This window comes from Glutamicibacter sp. AOP5-A2-18 (genome assembly GCF_052446055.1).
In the GTDB taxonomy this organism is placed as follows: domain Bacteria; phylum Actinomycetota; class Actinomycetes; order Actinomycetales; family Micrococcaceae; genus Glutamicibacter.
On record NZ_JBQSVW010000001.1, the window covers coordinates 1,598,678 to 1,615,949 of the forward strand.

The 17,272-nt window shown below is 54.0% G+C and carries 14 protein-coding genes and 2 tRNA genes; 8 read left to right on the top strand and 8 right to left on the bottom strand.

Annotation, left to right across the window (positions count from 1 at the left end):
* Positions 1-12 precede the first annotated feature (12 nt).
* The 4 genes from ACT3RW_RS07525 to orn all read right to left on the bottom strand — a co-directional run bounded on the left by ACT3RW_RS07525 (position 13) and on the right by orn (position 3,291).
* The gene (locus ACT3RW_RS07525) at positions 13-1,161 is read right to left on the bottom strand and encodes an acyl-CoA dehydrogenase family protein (RefSeq protein WP_444613340.1); all 1,149 of its coding nucleotides are present in this window, start codon (positions 1,159-1,161) and stop codon (positions 13-15) included.
* Between the two features lie 872 nt (positions 1,162-2,033).
* Positions 2,034-2,109, bottom strand: a tRNA-His gene (locus tag ACT3RW_RS07530).
* Positions 2,110-2,444: 335 nt separating this feature from the next.
* Positions 2,445-2,520: transfer RNA gene (locus ACT3RW_RS07535), tRNA-His, on the bottom strand.
* Positions 2,521-2,676: 156 nt separating this feature from the next.
* Positions 2,677-3,291, bottom strand: a complete 615-nt coding sequence (gene orn, locus ACT3RW_RS07540) for an oligoribonuclease (protein WP_444613341.1) — start codon at positions 3,289-3,291, stop codon at positions 2,677-2,679.
* A gap of 212 nt (positions 3,292-3,503) precedes the next feature.
* Here orn and mptB (ACT3RW_RS07545) point away from each other — a divergent pair, with 212 nt between their 5' ends.
* The 6 genes from mptB (ACT3RW_RS07545) to ACT3RW_RS07570 all read left to right on the top strand — a co-directional run bounded on the left by mptB (ACT3RW_RS07545) (position 3,504) and on the right by ACT3RW_RS07570 (position 11,544).
* Positions 3,504-5,030 (top strand): polyprenol phosphomannose-dependent alpha 1,6 mannosyltransferase MptB, encoded by a 1,527-nt coding sequence (mptB, locus tag ACT3RW_RS07545; RefSeq protein ID WP_444613342.1) that lies wholly within the window; start codon positions 3,504-3,506, stop codon positions 5,028-5,030.
* Positions 5,030-6,547, top strand: coding sequence for a polyprenol phosphomannose-dependent alpha 1,6 mannosyltransferase MptB (mptB, locus tag ACT3RW_RS07550; RefSeq protein ID WP_444613343.1), 1,518 nt, complete (start codon positions 5,030-5,032; stop codon positions 6,545-6,547). Before mptB (ACT3RW_RS07545) ends, mptB (ACT3RW_RS07550) begins: the two co-directional genes overlap by 1 nt.
* Positions 6,548-6,608: 61 nt before the next feature.
* The gene (locus tag ACT3RW_RS07555) at positions 6,609-7,727 is read left to right on the top strand and encodes a VanZ family protein (RefSeq protein ID WP_444613344.1); all 1,119 of its coding nucleotides are present in this window, start codon (positions 6,609-6,611) and stop codon (positions 7,725-7,727) included.
* 117 nt (positions 7,728-7,844) lie between these two features.
* The gene (locus tag ACT3RW_RS07560) at positions 7,845-8,633 is read left to right on the top strand and encodes a DUF2637 domain-containing protein (RefSeq protein WP_444613345.1); all 789 of its coding nucleotides are present in this window, start codon (positions 7,845-7,847) and stop codon (positions 8,631-8,633) included.
* A 79-nt stretch (positions 8,634-8,712) separates the two neighbouring features.
* Positions 8,713-9,810, top strand: coding sequence for a GTP pyrophosphokinase (locus ACT3RW_RS07565; protein ID WP_444613346.1), 1,098 nt, complete (start codon positions 8,713-8,715; stop codon positions 9,808-9,810).
* Positions 9,811-9,942: 132 nt separating this feature from the next.
* Positions 9,943-11,544 carry an ABC-F family ATP-binding cassette domain-containing protein gene (locus tag ACT3RW_RS07570; protein WP_131088136.1) on the top strand — a complete coding sequence of 534 codons (1,602 nt, stop codon included), beginning with the start codon at positions 9,943-9,945 and terminating at the stop codon, positions 11,542-11,544.
* A gap of 525 nt (positions 11,545-12,069) precedes the next feature.
* Here ACT3RW_RS07570 and ACT3RW_RS07575 read toward each other — a convergent pair.
* From ACT3RW_RS07575 to ACT3RW_RS07585, 3 genes are read right to left on the bottom strand one after another with little or no spacing between them, the layout of a single operon-like run.
* On the bottom strand, positions 12,070-12,975 hold the full coding sequence (locus tag ACT3RW_RS07575; RefSeq protein WP_444613347.1) for an SURF1 family cytochrome oxidase biogenesis protein: 906 nt from the start codon (positions 12,973-12,975) through the stop codon (positions 12,070-12,072).
* A complete protein-coding gene (locus tag ACT3RW_RS07580; RefSeq protein ID WP_131088138.1) occupies positions 12,976-13,221 on the bottom strand; it encodes an acetone carboxylase in 246 nt (81 codons plus the stop codon).
* Positions 13,221-13,619 (bottom strand): DUF3099 domain-containing protein, encoded by a 399-nt coding sequence (locus tag ACT3RW_RS07585; RefSeq protein WP_165477262.1) that lies wholly within the window; start codon positions 13,617-13,619, stop codon positions 13,221-13,223. The genes ACT3RW_RS07580 and ACT3RW_RS07585 overlap by 1 nt, the downstream gene beginning before the upstream one ends.
* 215 nt (positions 13,620-13,834) lie before the next feature.
* Between ACT3RW_RS07585 and ACT3RW_RS07590 the strand changes: the two genes are divergently transcribed.
* Positions 13,835-14,557: a beta-ketoacyl-ACP reductase gene (locus ACT3RW_RS07590; RefSeq protein ID WP_131088140.1), complete on the top strand. Its 723-nt coding sequence runs from the start codon at positions 13,835-13,837 to the stop codon at positions 14,555-14,557.
* A 65-nt stretch (positions 14,558-14,622) separates the two neighbouring features.
* On the top strand, positions 14,623-15,372 hold the full coding sequence (locus ACT3RW_RS07595; protein WP_444613348.1) for an SDR family oxidoreductase: 750 nt from the start codon (positions 14,623-14,625) through the stop codon (positions 15,370-15,372).
* Between the two features lie 161 nt (positions 15,373-15,533).
* Here the strand turns inward: ACT3RW_RS07595 and ACT3RW_RS07600 are convergent, their stop codons facing one another.
* Entirely contained in the window at positions 15,534-17,264 is a 1,731-nt protein-coding gene (locus tag ACT3RW_RS07600) for a VanW family protein (RefSeq protein ID WP_444613349.1), read from the bottom strand.
* Positions 17,265-17,272 lie beyond the last annotated feature (8 nt).

Here is a 17,272-nt window from a genome sequence, read left to right on the forward strand (position 1 = left end):
TTTCAAAAGTGCTTAAAGTGCTCGTCCAATAGTTTCACGCATGATCTCACTTGTGCCACCAAAGATGGTCAACAAACGAGCCGCGGTGAAGGATTGAGCAATTGGGTACTCCATGATGTAGCCATAACCACCATGGATCTGCAACGCCTTGTCCGAAAGCTTTTTCGCGCTCTCACTAGCCCAAAGCTTCACTTCGGCAGCTTCCTCAGCACTAAGTTCACCCTCGTTAAACGCAACAACCGCCTGATCAACAAATGTCTGGGTGACATGCGCCTCAGTTTTCAGGTTAGCCAGTTCAAAGCGGGTGTTCTGGTACTCGGTGAGGGCCTGACCGAAGGTTGAACGATTGGAGGCGTGCTCCAGTGCTTGCTCAAATGATGCGCTGGCGATGGCAGATGCTGCTACCGCAATAGCCAAGCGTGCCTGAGGCAACTGTTCCTTGACGTAGGTTAGTCCCTGCCCGATCTCACCAATGCGATCAGCATCAGAAACCTTGACCTCATCGAAGAACAGCTCCGCGGTGTCAGAGGCACGCAGTCCCATCTTGTCGAAGGGAGTGCCGTTGCTGTAGCCCTCGGAACGCTCAACCATGAACAACGAGAACGACTGCGCCGTGGCGCGACCGCTTTCACCGTCAGTACGGGCAAGTACCAAAGCGGCATCTCCGAATGCACCATTACCTATGAAGGTCTTCTGACCGCTGAGCAGCCAATTCTCACCATCACGTACGGCCTTGGTGCGAACAGCACGTAGGTCCGAACCAGCTCCGGGCTCAGTGAAGGCGCAAGAAGTGATTGTAGAACCATCCACCATCCGAGGAAGCCACTTGGCCTTCAATTCGTCAGTACCGTAATTGATCAAGTACGGCAGAACCAGATCATCGTGCAGATGGAAGGCCAAGGCAAGGGCTAGGTGCCCGGCGCGGACGAACTCTTCATCAAGAACGACACGGAATCGGTAGTCATCGATTCCCATTCCGCCAAACTCTTCAGGAACAGCAAGCCCAAGCAAGCCGTTCTCGCCGGCTGACTGCCAAACCTCACGTGGAATCTGGTGGTCCTTCTCCCACTGGGCGTATTTTCCGGAGACTTCACGAGTATTGAACTCCGTTGCCAATTCACGGAACTGCTCGTGGTCCTCTTCAAGAAGTGCGCGTTTCACAGGGGGAGTACCTTTCGGTGGATTGGACGCAGGCAAAAAGCACAGAGGCCTGCCAAAGTACAACATCCATTATGGGTGGTCGAGCCAACTCGCGCCTATTTGAGCTGTAAAACTTTGCATCAAGTCGCAAAATAACGCTAGAAGTCTCGAAAAACAGGGGGATAGACCCCAAAAATCAACAGATTCGAACATAGTTTCGAATATGGTGTTGAATTTGCCGAAGTGTGACAAGAAGGCAACAAGAGGTTGGGGTGGAACGTCATGCGCTCTCCGAACTCCAGCCAGACTCAGCGCAAAGCGCGGAAGTCCGAAGCTGCGGTAAAATCTCCTGAGTCGGTCGGTTGATGCAACGTGGGGGCCTGAGTAGGTGAGTTCAGCTGTTCTAAGGGGTGCCCCTGGTAACGACCAATTGTGCGCGAGTCAGGTGATCCGTATTTCGATGCGCATGAGTAGATAAGCGTTGAACGGGCCTAAGGGTAATGCGAGGCCTCGATGCTAGTTGGTTGGACTAAATCTCCTCTGCACCACGTGGACCTGCGCATCCAACTGGTATTGCTCCGAAAGGTACGGGCGTCAAATCATTCACGTTACATACTGTGCCCATTGTCGAAAGCATGTTGAGTGGGGGACCGAGCAACGGTTTGTGCGCCGCATTGAGCGGACTTGGTGATCAGGAACGCGCTCGCCGTAGGTTCCGCGTCAGTGCCCACTGCTTTTGATTCAAAGTGAGGCAAACTGCGCATCTGCGGTTCTTGGGTTGCGTTTGTTGAACCCTGAATGGATGTAAGTACGCGGACCAGAGCTGCGTCAATAGGACTGAGAATGCAAAAGACTCGATTCGGAACCTAAGTTCTGAATCGAGTCTTTTGATATGGGGTGAGTAACGGGGTTTGAACCCGCGACCTTCTGGACCACAACCAGACGCTCTACCAACTGAGCTATACCCACCATGTTCACTTCAATACTAGTCAGACGCTCTAGAGCTGGTGACTAAGTATCCGGCAACGAGAAATACTATACACGTAGTTTGCCGTTCAATACTAATCAGGAAAGCGTGAGCCGTTGGTTTGTGACCAGAGGCTCATTTTCGAGTCGAAATGCTGGCGAGGTGTCATTTACTAATGTGCCATTGGTTCGAGCCTTGTGGGCAAATCTTGCGCGCAAAAGAAGTGGAAGCCTGGCGTGGGCAATGATGCCGCCAGCCGCTTGTCTGATGCTCGCAAGAGGGTGAACGAAGAAAAGGCTTGGTACGAAACCTAAGTTTCGAATCAAGCCTTTTGATATGGGGTGAGTAACGGGGTTTGAACCCGCGACCTTCTGGACCACAACCAGACGCTCTACCAACTGAGCTATACCCACCATGTTTGCTTTATTACTAGTCAGAATGCATTTGAAAACTGATTTCGTATCTGGCAACGAGAAATACTATACACATATTTCTCACCTATTAGCCAATCGGGAACCCCAGGGGCGCTATGCAGTGCATCACTCTGCGCCCCAAGGGTTCCGGTGCGACTACTGGTCGTCGCTGGTAACGATTTGAGCTGCTACAGCTTTGGCCTCGTCAGTGCTTGGTCCGGGAGCTGGAACCATGATGGTCTCTCGGTAGTACCGAAGCTCATTAATCGAATCTTGAATGTCGCCTAGGGCACGGTGGTTGCCGGTCTTGGCAGGGGCCGCATAGTGCGCCTTCGGGTACCAGCGACGGCTCAGTTCCTTCAGCGTGGAAACATCAATGATCCGGTAGTGCAGGTGCTCAATCACTTCAGGCATATCCCGAGCCAAGAAGTTCTTGTCTGTCCCTACCGAGTTGCCACCGAGCAGCGCTTTATTTGCTTCAGGAACATGCTTCTTGATGTACTCCACCACGATGCGCTGGGCTTCGTCCATGCTCAAACCCTGTTCCAGCTCTGGGAGCAAGCCACTGACGGTGTGCATGTTGCGCACAAAGTCGTTCATCTGTGCCAAAGCAGCATCTTCAGGCTTGATGACAACCTGAATTCCTTCATCAACGATTTCCAATTCGGAATCGGTGATCAGTACCGCTACTTCGATCAGTGCGTCGTTGACCAGATCCAGTCCGGTCATCTCGCAGTCGATCCATACAATTTTTTCTGAGTTACTAGCCACGTAACCAATCTACACTTGCTCCGCGCCTGTGGGAGAGCGCACGCGGTGAAAGCACGAGTGCAAGCAGTGTCCTGCCCAAGCTAAGCGGAGAGACAATGCTAAAATCGGCAGAGAATTCTGGCTACCAAAAGACCCTCTGTCAGGAGAGCTTTTGATACGACGTAGGCCTTGAAATTCACGAATTTTGGTCCGCTACAGCACGAGGTGTCAGTGTGTCAGCCAGCAACTTAGAAGCAGTGCGATCCCAGCCAAACGCTGGAGTGAACAAGACGCTGCTCAGTGGCGTCATTGGCGCTTCGCTGATACTTTTTGGCTCTTTCGGCACTGGCTGGCTAGCTAGCGTTTCCCCGCTGAATCGGGATCCGTTTTTCATTATGCTGCGCACCGAATCTTCGGGCGTGATCCTCTGCGTGATTCTCTTGGCGCTTGGTTGCTGGTTGCTCTTTCGCTCCTGGTGGCGCCTAGGGCAGAAGCTTCGCGACTGGGGCGAAGGATCACTGAAGATTGTTCGCCGGGCGGTCTGGCTGTGGAGCATTCCCATGTTTGTGGCCCTGCCAATCATGAGCCGCGATGCTTTTGCCTACCTTGGCCAGGGGCGACTGGTGGTAGCCGGTCAGGACCCATATGTTGATGGCATCTCAAGTTTGAACAATTGGTTCCAGCTGGGGACCGACACCATGTGGGCTCAAGATGGGACCCCGTATGGGCCACTCTTTCTTTCCATTGAATACTTGGTAGCCAAACTGGTTGGTGGCTCTACCGACGCCGCCATCCTCGCGTTCCGCGCTATCGCGTTTATCGGTGTTCTTCTTTGCTTGCATTTTGTGCCAAAGCTTGCTGAACTGCACGGGGTATCGGGGGCAAAAGCTACCTGGATGACTGTGGCAAACCCGTTGTTCCTGGTGAACTTTGTGGCCAGCGCGCACAACGATGCTTTGATGGCTGGACTGTCCGTATGGGCCGTTTACCTAGCGTGCAAGCGTCACGGTTTCTGGGCCATCGTTGTGTTGGCTGCTTCCATCGGAGTCAAGCCGATCACGTTGGTTCTATTGCCATTTATCGGTCTGCTTTGGGCCGGGCCCGAGGCCAAATGGCCACGCCGTATCTTGTATTGGGTCTATTCAGGTCTGATCTTCCTGGCACTGATGACCTTCGTTGGCTGGTTGAACGGCTACTGGTTCGGTTGGCTAGATGTCATGCTTCACTACACCGGTTCTGGATTCTCAATCTTTGCCCCGCTGGGTTTGATGACCGTCGCAATGACGAGCATCTTCCACTCGTTTGGGCTTGAATCAACCGGAGTGCTCCCAACCATCAGCACCATTGGTCGTCTGCTCGGTGTTGGCGTAGCCATGGTGTTGATGTTCCGTGGAAAGTACTCACATTTGGTTCAGCGCATGGCCATTGCCTATTCGGCCATTGTGGTTTTGTCCCCAGTCATTCAGCCTTGGTACCTCTTGTGGCTTCTGCCGTTCTTCGCGGTCACCGGACTTCGCGATGACTGGCAGATGCTGTGGCTACACTTGACCACTATTTTCTTCTTGGCCTACCAAGCTGCCGACCAAATTTTCGTCTGGCAATTCTTGCAAGAATCCCTGGTGCCTCGCGTACAAATGATTTCCTGGGGAACCTCCATCGCTTGCGCCGTCTATCTTGTCTTCTTTGATCGGAAAACCAAGTCAATTGTCCCTGACCTCTTGAGCTCAACTAATTGGCTGACAAAGGAAAAGAAGGCCTAGTGACAGTGCTGGAAATTCGCCGGAAATTACAGGGGGAAAGTCTGCGATCGCTTGGATGGCAGGGCTTTGCAGCGTCGGTGATGATCACCGTCGCGTCCTGGGGGATTGGCTGGTTTCCGCGCAATCAGCTCTCGCCGATAGCTCGGAGTGGATTCTTCATCGAATTTCGTACCGAGGCGAGCGGCGTCATTACCTGCATTGTGCTCATGGCCTTGGGCATGGTCTGGCTGACCCGAACGTGGGTTGTCACCCGTCCACGGGTTCAGAAGTCAACTGACATTACTTCAGGACAATTGGGCAAGCTCATCACGATGTGGTCAGCACCGCTCATGTTGAGTTTCCCCATTCTGAGCCGTGACGTATATTCCTACCTTGCTCAGGGACGAATGTTGCATGCCGACAAGTCTCCCTACGCTGAAGGGATTTCAGCCCTACCCGGCTGGTTCGATGGAGGATCAGACGGCCTCTGGGCGCAGTCTCCATCGCCCTACGGTCCCTTCTTCTTGGTTTTGGCCCGCATCATCTTTTTTGCCTCAAATGGCATTCCGGAAATCGGAGTGGGCCTGCTTCGCATTGTTGCGGCCCTGGGTGTACTTGGCTGTTATCACTTCACCGCAAAGTTGGCCAAGAAGATGGGACAGAATCCTAACTGGGCCAATTGGGCAATTGTAGGTAACCCACTGTTCTTGCTGACCATGATTGGCGGCGTGCATAACGACGCACTAATGATTGCCGGTGTCTTCAGCGCGTTGGCCTATGCCTATGATCGGCGCCCTGTTGCCTCAACGATGGCCTTGGCGATGGCAGTTTCGGTTAAACCGATCGTGCTTCTGGCACTGCCATTTATCGGCTTGATTCTCCTGAACAAAAATCCATCCAAACGTGCTCGTTGGATGGTCTGGGCCAAAGTCTCTGTCCTGTCATTGATCTGGTTGACCATCATTGGTGCGGTGACAAACCTCTGGTTCGGTTGGATCCCTGCGATGTTCAGCGCCGGCGATGCGGCCTTCCCCTATGCACCGGTGGGCCTGGTCGGTTGGAGCCTTAGCAAACTGGCCGGACTGCTTGGTGGCAACGCGTTACTAGTGAACAGCATTGTCGTTCAGCTGTTCCAACTATTTGCCCTGGCCATTGTGGCTCGTCTTGCGTTGGCCAAGAACATCTCAAATCCGGTACGCCTCACAGCTTGGTCCCTGTCTGCAGTGGTCTTGCTGGCACCCATCATTCAGCCTTGGTACATTCTTTGGCTTATGGCATTTTTCGCCATCTCGCACCGGGTGTCTTGGACCTCCGAAAAATTGATGATCTATGCTTCCAGCCTCATTCTGGTTGCCGTTTTTGTTGACCAGCTTTCCATAGAGCAATGGCACACAGCATGGATGATGAAGACTTTTGCTGGCGTGCTGACGGTATTGCTGTTTGTCGGGCTCTTCCGCTTTGATTCGACTACGCGTCGGGTTCTTGATGGTCCGTTCGGGCCCTTGGACAGCGCGGAACACCGCAACAAAAAATCGTAGATAGTCAAGATCACACATCCGGGCACAGGGCTTACTTTGGAGCATCGGCTTAGATTGAACTATGCAAACGATGTTCTGGCCAGCGACCATAGCCATGCTTGGTGGTGCCCTCTTCTTGGGCGCTGCAGGCATTTTCCTATTGGCACTTCAGTACCGTCGGCATGGTCGACTGTCTTGGCGTAGGACCATTACCACTGCTGCGGCAGCGGTGTATGGCTTCGGTTTATTCAGTTACACCATGTTGCCACTGCCTAGCTCGCGTAGTGCGGCCTGCGTTCCGGGACGCGGTCTTCCGCAGCTAAACCCGGGGCACTTTGTTAACGACTTTCAACTAACTATCGCCGAGCAAGGGATGCGTGGTTTTGCGACCAGTTTTACCCTGTGGCAAGTGATCTTCAACGTCATTTTGTTCATGCCCTTGGGACTTCTGGCCGTGCGCTGGCTCAGAGGAAATATCTTCACCGCCATCGTGCTTGGCTTTGCAGCGTCGCTTTCAATTGAGTTGACCCAGTACACCGGCATCTGGGGACTGTACGACTGCGCCTACCGCGTAGCTGATGTTGATGACATAATCATGAATACCGCCGGGACACTAGCTGGCGCAGTCTTTGCCTACTTGCCCGTGTTCAGCTTCCTGACTGGTCCAGGGGAAGGGGACGCGCGATTCGCAGCTCCACGCAGGGTTAGTCGTGCACGCCGAGTACTGGCCAACGTTTTTGATCTAGCGATCACTACCGGCGCCGTTTTTGTTATCTCAGGCGCACGCTCACTGGTAGAAGAACTAGGCGGGCCGGTGACCAACGAAAAGCTGATGAATCTGTGGATCCCAGTAGTGGTTGTCTTCTTCGTCTTCTTGCTGCCCAACCTCACCCCAGGGCGCGCATCGCTCGGACAGCGTTGCGCCTGGCTCATGGTTACCGGAGAAAACGGTGGCCCGGCGCCGGCCTGGCGAGCGGTACTGCGAAGCGTTCTTGGCTTCGGCGGGGTTACCTTCCTTTTCCAAATTTCCACCAGTATCACCGATCTAAGTCCCTACCCAGTACTGAATATGGTGCTCACCGCGTACATGGTAATTAGCACGGTATTCTTCCTTGCGGATTCACAATTGCGGGGACTGGCGGCCATGGTTAGTGGCACCGGATTTATTGATCGTCGAGCAATAAGACCTCCGGCGCAATAGCACTGATCATGTGGGGCTAAAATAAGAACTGATGGCTTTTTGACCAGTAACTTGGGGCTATCAAACTCGCTTTCGACGACATATCCGAATATTGAGAAGTTAGGTCTGCCCTGCAGCATGGAAGAAAATAAGCTCGACATCCCGAATGAACCGCACAAGGCAGTCCTAGGTACCGCTGTCGGCGCAACGGTTCTGATCGCCATTGGCGCATTCGTTTTGTCGTTCGCCGCACTGACCGACCTCGCCGAACGTTCAGGAATTAGCCCCCGCCTAGCCTGGATCTGGCCAATCATCATTGACGGTATGATCGTTGCCGCAACCGTGGCCATCGTCGCCTTGAACGGCTTTAGCCGCAAGGCCATGGTCTACCCATGGTCACTATTGTTCTTCGGCGCAGTGGTATCCACGGCCGCAAACTCAACCCACGCGATTCTTACCGTTGATTCCATCGAAAACGGTGTGCCAGCGGTTGTTTCGGCGCTTGTGGCAGCCATGCCTCCAATCGTTCTTTTGGCCATCACTCACTTGACCGTGCACATGTACCAGAAGAAGTCAGAAGCCTCGAAGCTTCGCGCTGAATTGGAATACGACGAAGAGCAGGCCAACGCCGAGAAATACGGTGTTGCTTACGATGATGGATACAGTGCAGCGTTGACCGATGCGCAGACTGCTGAGTCCGAGCGTTTGACTGAACTGGAACAGCAGCATCAAGACGCTCTGGCTCGTGCTCGCGCCGAAGGTATTGCCAGCGCACGCGCTGATGCAAAAACCGCCAGCGCCAAGGCAAACACCCAGACCGCCCAGAATCCGCAGACCGCTGCAGCGCCAAAGGCTAAGCCAGGCAAGCCTGTAGAAGATAAGGCCCCGTTGTTTGACGACATGGCCAAGCGTCTTTCCCGTCCGTAATTTCACATAGAGAATCCCGGCCGGCGAGAGCAAGTATAAGGACTAAAGCAACGAGCAGATCAGCACCTAGGAGGCAGCAATGACGGTTCCACAGCATGAACAGAAGGACGACGAGTTCTCTGAGAACATTGCGACCGCCGTTGAACAGTACAAATCTGTAACCGGCGAACTGAATACGGTTATGTCGGCCATGAAGGCCAAGATCCGTAGGCTATTTGCTCAAAGTGAAGTCCAGCCGTTGTTCATCACTGGTCGGGTTAAATCTGCTGCGTCATTTACTGCCAAGGCCTCGCGTCGGCTGCAAGAAACCTCCGAGAGCGCACCGGTACTGGAATTTCCGAATCCGTTGCGCGAAATCCATGACATGGTCGGTATCCGAATCATCGTCATGCTGCCTCACGAGATCCAACAGGTGGCTAGCCTGACCAAATCGCACCGGGATTCTTTCGATTGCCGAAGCGACCGGGAGAAGGATATTGGCTCGGTTGAATCCGGAACCTACGGATACTCCTCACGACACCTGCTGCTAAAAACCCGTAGCGAACCTACCGTACGCAAATTCCAAGAAGCGTTGGGCAAGCCTGTAGTAGCCAGCGGAAACTTTGTTTTTGAAGTGCAGATCCGCACCGTGCTCCAGCACGCGTGGAGCGAGATGGAACATGACATCCGCTTTAAGCACCCGGGCGAGGCAGCTTGGAATCCACAGATTGACCGGCATTTCACCGCCACTGCAGCCATGCTGGAAACCGTGGAAGATTACTTCACCGACATTGACGAGCTCTATCACCGACTTAATGGTTATCACGACCAACAAGGTGCCGGTGCTGAGCCGCTGACCAGTGAAAAAATTGGTGAGATCTGGCAAACCCTGTTGCCGCACGTTGACCGTAAGCGTGATGACGACTGGTCGTGGGCCGCAGAATTACTTGATGCCCACGAGATTAACCAGACGTGGCAACTCGCTCAGCTACTTGATGCCAATGTGGTGACCGACGTGCGTGCCGCACTTGATCACCGTTATTCTCCAGGGCCGGACCGTCTGCTTGATGATGTATTGCTGTGGAGATTTGGCAAGGAACATATCGATAAAACCAGCGGCGGCGACCTTCGCCGTGAAGGCTCGTTGCGCCGTCGTCTAATTCAGATGAAGGATTACCGCTCCCAGCTGGGTAGTTAGCCAAGAGGTGAACCACTGCGGATTGTTAGTTTATGCACTTTCCACCAGTGGTTTAGCTCTTGGCTAGTAGACTAGTTAAGTTGCCCATTAACGGGCCATAATATTTTTTCCCGCGTGAAAGGGCCACACCATATGATTTCCGTAGCCAACCTTGAGCTACGCGTCGGCGCCCGCTTGCTGATGGACGAAGTAAACTTCCGCATCGACAAGGGCGACAAGATCGGACTGGTGGGCCGAAACGGTGCCGGAAAGACGACCATGACCAAGGTCCTCGCCGGCGAAACCCAGCCTGCGTCGGGCGAAGTAACTTACAAGGGATCCATCGGCTACTTGCCGCAGGACCCTAAAACTCCGGACATGGAGCAGCTGGCTCGTGACCGCATTCTTGGCGCCCGTGGACTAGACGTTGTCCTTGGCAAGTTGGCCAAGAACCGTGACGAGATGGCAAGCGAAGACCAAGCCGTCTCCGAAAAGGCCATGCGTCGTTATGACCGCCTAGAAGCTGAATTCATCGCTGCCGGTGGTTACGCCGCTGAGTCTGAAGCTGCAGCAATTTGCGCCAACTTGGACTTGCCGGACCGTATCTTGGATCAGCCGTTGCGCACTCTTTCCGGTGGTCAGCGTCGTCGTGTGGAATTGGCCCGAATCCTTTACTCGGATGCCGAAACTCTGCTGCTCGATGAGCCAACTAACCACTTGGACGTTGACTCGATCATGTGGCTACGCGATTTCATCAAGAACTACGCTGGCGGCGTGCTGATGATCAGCCACGACACCGGCTTGATGGAAGAAACCGTTAACAAGGTGCTGAACCTTGACGCCAACCGTGGTGTAGTCGATGTCTACAACATGAACTGGAAGCGCTACAAAATCCAGCGCGAAACCGATGAGCGTGCTCGTAAGCGCGAGCGTACCAACATCGAGAAGAAGGCTTCGGTCTTGCAGGCTCAGGCCAACAAGATGAAGGCTCGTGCCTCGGGGGCTTCGGCAGCACAGTCCATGCTTAAGCGTGTGGATCGTATGCTCTCCGGCCTTCAGGAAGAGCGTTCTTCCGATAAGGTCGCCGCACTGCGCTTCCCGGATCCAGCACCATGTGGCAAGACCCCATTGATGGCCGAGGGCCTGTCCAAGGCTTACGGCTCGTTGGAGATCTTCAACGACGTGTCGCTGGCTATTGACCGCGGCTCAAAGGTCGTGATCTTGGGACTGAACGGTGCTGGTAAGACCACCTTGCTGCGTATGCTCGCAGGTGTGGCCGAACCGGATAGCGGCTCGATCATTCCAGGCCACGGCCTGAAGATCGGCTACTTCGCACAGGAACACGACACCCTGGATCCAGAAGCTTCGGTACTGGATAACATGCGTCGTAACGCACCTGATCACCTCAATGACGCTGATGTGCGTTCGATCCTAGGTTCATTCCTGTTTGTTGGTGATGACGTGTCCAAGCCTGCCGGTGTACTTTCCGGCGGTGAGAAGACTCGTCTTGCTCTGGCAACCATTGTGGCTTCCAGCGCAAACGTACTGCTTCTTGATGAGCCGACTAACAACTTGGACCCAGCGTCCCGCGCCGAGGTTTTGGGCGCACTGTCCACCTTCCCAGGTGCAGTAGTTATGGTCAGCCACGATGAGGGCGCAGTCATGTCCTTGAAGCCAGAACGTGTAGTTATCTTGCCTGACGGCGACGAAGACTTGTTCAACGAGGACTACCTAGAATTGGTCTCGCTGACCTAAGCGTTTACCGCAAAGCTCGAATCTCGTAGGCTTGGCACAACACCACTAGATGGGATGTGCCAAGCCATGCGTTTATCTACAGAGCTTTTCCGAGTTGCTTGTGTTGGCCTGATCGTGGCCACTATGTCACTAAGTGGCTGTGCCAAGAACACACCGGATCAGATCAACGCATAATGGGAACTAGCAGACCCCGCGGCTCTGACCGCACAGAGCACCCACCTTGATTTGAAGGTGACTCGAATTGGTTGTGGCTCTGGGGTGACCGGAGAGATTACCGTAACGCAGGTGAGCTACTCCAACGAGGATGTCTTAGTTGGTTTAGTAGTTGAACCGCTGAAGGGCAACGCGCAAACCTGCCAATCAAATGAGGCCGTGCCCTATACCCTCACGCTTGATGAACCGTTGGGCCAACGCAGACTCGTTGATGCATCCTGTGCCCAAAACAGCGAGCAGGATAGCGCAACAGAAAGTTGCCAATCTGATGCCGTTCGCTGGACACCTTGAGCCTAATGGCAAGTGGGCTAGCTACTTCTGATCTGGGGAAGAACTCACTGGCTGATCCAGCATCGCGTCTTCGGTGGCCTCATCGGTTAGCGAACCGTCGCGCCTAAATTTTTTGTCTTCAGCCGAGCGGACCTTGCGAACCTTGTGAATAGGTTCGTCAAAACCCAGTGCCTTAGCTTCAGCTATTTCAGCTGCATCTTCAGCGTTGAGCTTCTTCTGCTGTCGTGCCGCGTACCAGAAACCGACAAAGGCGAGCACACCAAAGGCATACCACTGGAATTCGTAGGATAGGTGTGGGCCCTCATCCATGTCCGGTGCATCCAACGGCAGGGGAGCCGAAGCCGGGGCAGGATCTTCTTGATACATGATGCCGTAGGCACCCTGAGCGATGTCGTAGTTCAGGTGCTGGGCATAATCTTGCAACTGAATTGAAGCGATCTGTCCCTCAGGAGCACCGCGGTCAAGACGAACTTCAGAAGGCTTCAGCCGAGCGTTGATGGTGACTTGTCCAGAAGGTGGTGCTGGCACCGCGTCGGGATGACCACTTTCCTTGTCGCCAATAGGCAAATACCCGCGGTCAATAATCGCTACTTCGCCGTTGCTGGTCTTAAAAGGTACGAGGACTTCATAACCAGGGCGGCCCGCTTTGATGCGGTTTCGAACAATGTAGGTGTCATCAGCGATGTAGCTACCGGTGAGTGAGACAGTCATCCAGGTCTTTTCTTCTGGAAGCTGTTTGAACTTGGCTAACGCCTCTTCGCCGGTAGCCGGGTCAGCAAAGTAATTGCGGTTCACTCGTTCAATACCGGTAAGAACTTGGTCTCGACGGTTTGCTTGCCAATTGCCCAAGCTAATGCACGCTGCGGCGAAGATCGCCACCAGTACCAACCAGCCAACCCAGCGGGTGCTTGCTAGAAATCGATACATCTACGCAGTGTCTCCTGAGGTGCTGGACAGTGGCAACGTCTCGCGATGAAGAAGGCGCTCTTTGAGGTAGGTTTCCAGCCACTGCAAATGTTCCGGGCAGGCCAGCCAAATCTTACGGCGCTCGGGAGTGTGGATTTTTGGATTGTTCCACAGCAGTTGATACTCCGCGTGGTTTCGGCATCCTTTACGCGAGCACTGAACTTCGGCGGGGGACTGAGGCTGTCCCAGTGAACCTAATAAATCCACTAGTCCTCCTTGTCGGTGCTGCTGGGCTGATCAACAAAAGTTCCGTCAATCACGTCATCGTTATCAAAGTTAGTTTCTTGCGTGGAGGCAGCTGCAGGAATCTGCTGTGGCTCTGGTGCTTTGTAGAACTCAGGAGCCGGTTCGCGCTTGGTTAGATCGGCACCGCCGTTGGCAATGACCACGGCGATATAGGGCAGGATCACTGCGCCAGCAATGAAGAACCAACGCAGCCAGTTATCAAAGAAAAATGCCAAGATGAAACAAACCATACGCACGGACATCGATATCGTGTACTTGCGCACACGGCTATCGCGCTCGGAGCTGTGGGATTCACGCGCTTCGGTGATGCGGTGAACGCCCGGCTCACCAGAATCATGATTCGTGGGCTGAGATGACATGTAAAAGACTTCACTTTGCTGTGCGGAAACTGCTTCCATTGTCTCACTTGTGGCGCGAAGAGCGTAATTTCTACGCGCTGTCGAAGCGGTAAAACCAGCCAGTAACTAATAGGATTGATCACGGAGAAGCTACTTAACTAGGCAAAGTGCGTCAGACGAGGCCCCGATCACATGATTCGGACACGCTTGAGTAGGCGCATGAATGGAGAAATACATTGACTACGGAACCAACCACTGGCCGCAGCGTCCTCGTGACCGGCGGCAACCGCGGCATCGGCCTTGCGATCGCTCGTGCCTTTGAGGCTAACGGCGACAAGGTAGCTATCACCTACCGCAGCGGCGAGGTTCCCGCCGGCCTGTTGGGTGTCAAAGCTGATGTCACCGACAGCGCATCGATCGATGAGGCGTTCAAAGAAGTTGAAGCAACGCACGGTCCAGTAGAAGTACTTGTTGCTAATGCGGGCGTCACCAAGGACACCCTGCTCTTGCGTATGAGTGAAGATGACTTCAGCTCGGTAATCGACACCAACCTCACCGGCGCCTTCCGCGTTATTAAGCGCGCAAGCAAGGGCATGATGCGCCTGAGGAAGGGCCGTGTTGTCCTGATCTCCTCGGTAGTCGGTCTCTACGGTTCGCCAGGACAGATCAACTACGCAGCATCCAAGTCCGGCTTGGTAGGCATCGCTCGTTCGTTGACCCGCGAGCTTGGCTCCCGTGGCATCACCGCAAACGTTGTTGCACCTGGCTTCATCAACACCGAAATGACCTCTGTGCTGCCAGAAGAAACCCAAAAGGGTTACCTGGCTAATATTCCAGCCAACCGTTTCGCCGAGCCAGAAGAAGTAGCCAACGTTGTTCGCTGGATCGCCAGTGACGAGGCTGCTTACATCTCCGGCGCCGTGATTCCCGTTGACGGCGGCCTAGGCATGGGCCACTAGAAGTTTTCATTGCCCTAAGTAAGGGCACAATCAATTTTCCCGAAGACCTAAGGAGAACAATCAAAATGAGCGAATACAAAGGTGCAGTAGTTACCGGTTCCTCCCGCGGCATTGGTGCGGTTACCGCACAGCTGTTGGCAGAGCAGGGCATTGGCGTTGTAGTGAACTACCGCGCAAAGGCCCCACGCGCAAACAAGATCGTTGCAGCGATCGAAGCAAAGGGTGGCAAGGCCGTAGCTGTTGGCTCGGACCTGACAACCGTTGAGGGCCCACAGGCTTTGGTTGACGCCGCAGTTGAGAACTTCGGCTCCCTAGACGTACTGGTACTGAACGCTTCGGGTGGCATGGAAACTTCCCTCGGTGAGAACTACGCGCTGCGTTTGAACCGCGACGCACAGGTAGCCATGCTCACCGCAGCATTGCCAAAGATGAGCGAAGGTGGCCGAGTTGTATTCGTCACCAGCCACCAGGCACACTTCATCAATGAAGTTTCCACCATGGGCGCTTACGACGAAGTGGCCAAGTCCAAGCGTGCCGGCGAAGACGCACTGCGCGAGCTGATTCCACAGCTGAGCGAAAAGAACATCAGCTTTGTAGTTGTCTCGGGTGACATGATCGAGGGCACCATCACCGCAACCCTGCTTAACCGCATGGAGCCAGGTGCAATTGATGCTCGCCGCGAGGCCGCTGGCAAGCTGTACTCCGTTGAAGAGTTCGGCGCTGAAGTTGCCAAGATGGCCTTTGCTGACGTTGAAACCGGACACACCGAACTGGTTGGCGGCGCAGGAGACTTCCTGGAGCAGGCCGGTAAGTGACCTGCAGCTTTAGCAACACCAAAGGCTGGTGTTCAGCATCTCTCACGGATGTTGGACACCAGCCTTTGTTTTGCACTCTTGGATCATCGGTAGGATTCTAAAAAAATCGCCGGATACCTTTGTTTGAAAGGCATCCGGCGATAGTCAACTAATGGATTCTGTTATGGCTTTTCGCCACAAATGATCTTGTTCCATGGGCTGTAAGTCCATGTCTTCTTATCGGCTGGGAGCTTATCGGAACCGTCAATGGACTCACGGTAGCGAGTGACATCGATGGTGAAGCCCTTTTGTCCGCCAGATTCTGAAACACACTTTTCAGCGCTGTTGTACTTGGTTTCAGGATTGGTCTTGTTGTACTTATCCGAGGTCTTCTGGGTGACCTTCCAGTACTTGGTGGACCACAGGCGGGTATGAACCGCATCGTCGTCAACCCAAGCCTGAACCATCACGCCATACTTAGTGTTGTTCTTCCAGATCATATCGACCTGGCCTTCCCACAAGGTAGCTTCACGACCAGCAGGGTAGCGGTCAAACCAGCGGGAGTGAGGCTTGTGGGTGATGTCGTCGTAGCCGGCCAGGAAGCCGACGTTGTACATCTGAGTGGAAATCTGCGACAGACCGCCACCAACTGCTTCCGAGCTGAAGCCGTTTTCAACAACACCTGAAGTGAAGTAACCGTTAGCCTCGGTGATTGGGCCCAGGGTATCTAACAATGAGAATTGTTCGCCAGGCTTAACAATGACACCGGTGACTCGTGCGGATCCGGCCTTCAGGTTCTTGGTGCGGACCTTATCTGAGGCAGGATACGGAGTCGAGAAGTCAACGATCGGTTCCTTGATGCCCAACTTCTTGGCATCCGCGGTAGTGAAGTCCGGTTCAGTTTCGGTCATCTTCACGGTTGCAGTGCGGTTAGCAGCGGTGGTCGCCGCTAGCACCTTTGCGCCCAAACCATCGGTTTCCAGAGAAATGCCGTTGGCTGACTCGGTGATCGAAGGCTTACCGTCCTTCAAAGTGATCTTTGCATCCTTGGCGGTGCTGGAAAGATCCGTGCCCTTGGTCGCTGACTTGTACAACTTCTTGTCATCCAAAACAATGGCAGGCTTGCCATCCTTAGGTGCGTACGAAGCTGCGCTTGCGATGTCTGAAGCTGAAACGGTGGCCTTCTTATCGCCCGAATCAAGGGTTACGTCATCCTTGAGCAACGCCTTGACCTGATCATCGTAGAAGGTCTGCAGATCCTTTTCAGCGATCTGTGGTTTCTTCACCTCTGCGGGCAACTCGATAGCGGAACCGTCGATGGACCATTCATCACTGATTTTCTCGACGGCGTCGTCGGTGTTCAAAGCGACACCATCAACCGGCTTGGTCAGTTTGGCTTGTCCGTCAGCGAACTCAATGTTTCCCTCAGAAGCTTCGGCATTGGCCTTCTTAGCCAGAGCCTCTACCTGGGTCTTGAGCTTGTCCTCGTCAACATCAAGGTCAGGAGTGACGTTGTAGTCGTTGGTGAGTCGTTCATAGAGCTTGACCGGATTGACCTCGTAGGAGGTAAGGTCTTCGACCGTGTCAGCGACATTCAGGCTCAAGCCAGCCTTAGCTGGATCTAGCTCGTAGTCCTTGCCGTTAACCTTGAGCGCGACAGGCTTTTCGGCCAGCGGAGTTGCGACTTTGGAAAGTTCCGCCTGAGCCTCATCCTTGCTCATGGAACCGATAGTTACACCGGCCACCGAAGCGTTGGCCGGAACCTGCGAGCTGATCACTGCGGCAGCGCCGAAGTATGCCGCAGTAAGGGCTACCGCGCACGATCCGCCGATGATCCAAGGCTTAGCCTTGCTCTTCGACTTCTTCTTGTTAGAAGGCGTTGCGGGGTTAGTGTCCTGAGGTGTGGTCTGCACTGGTATTA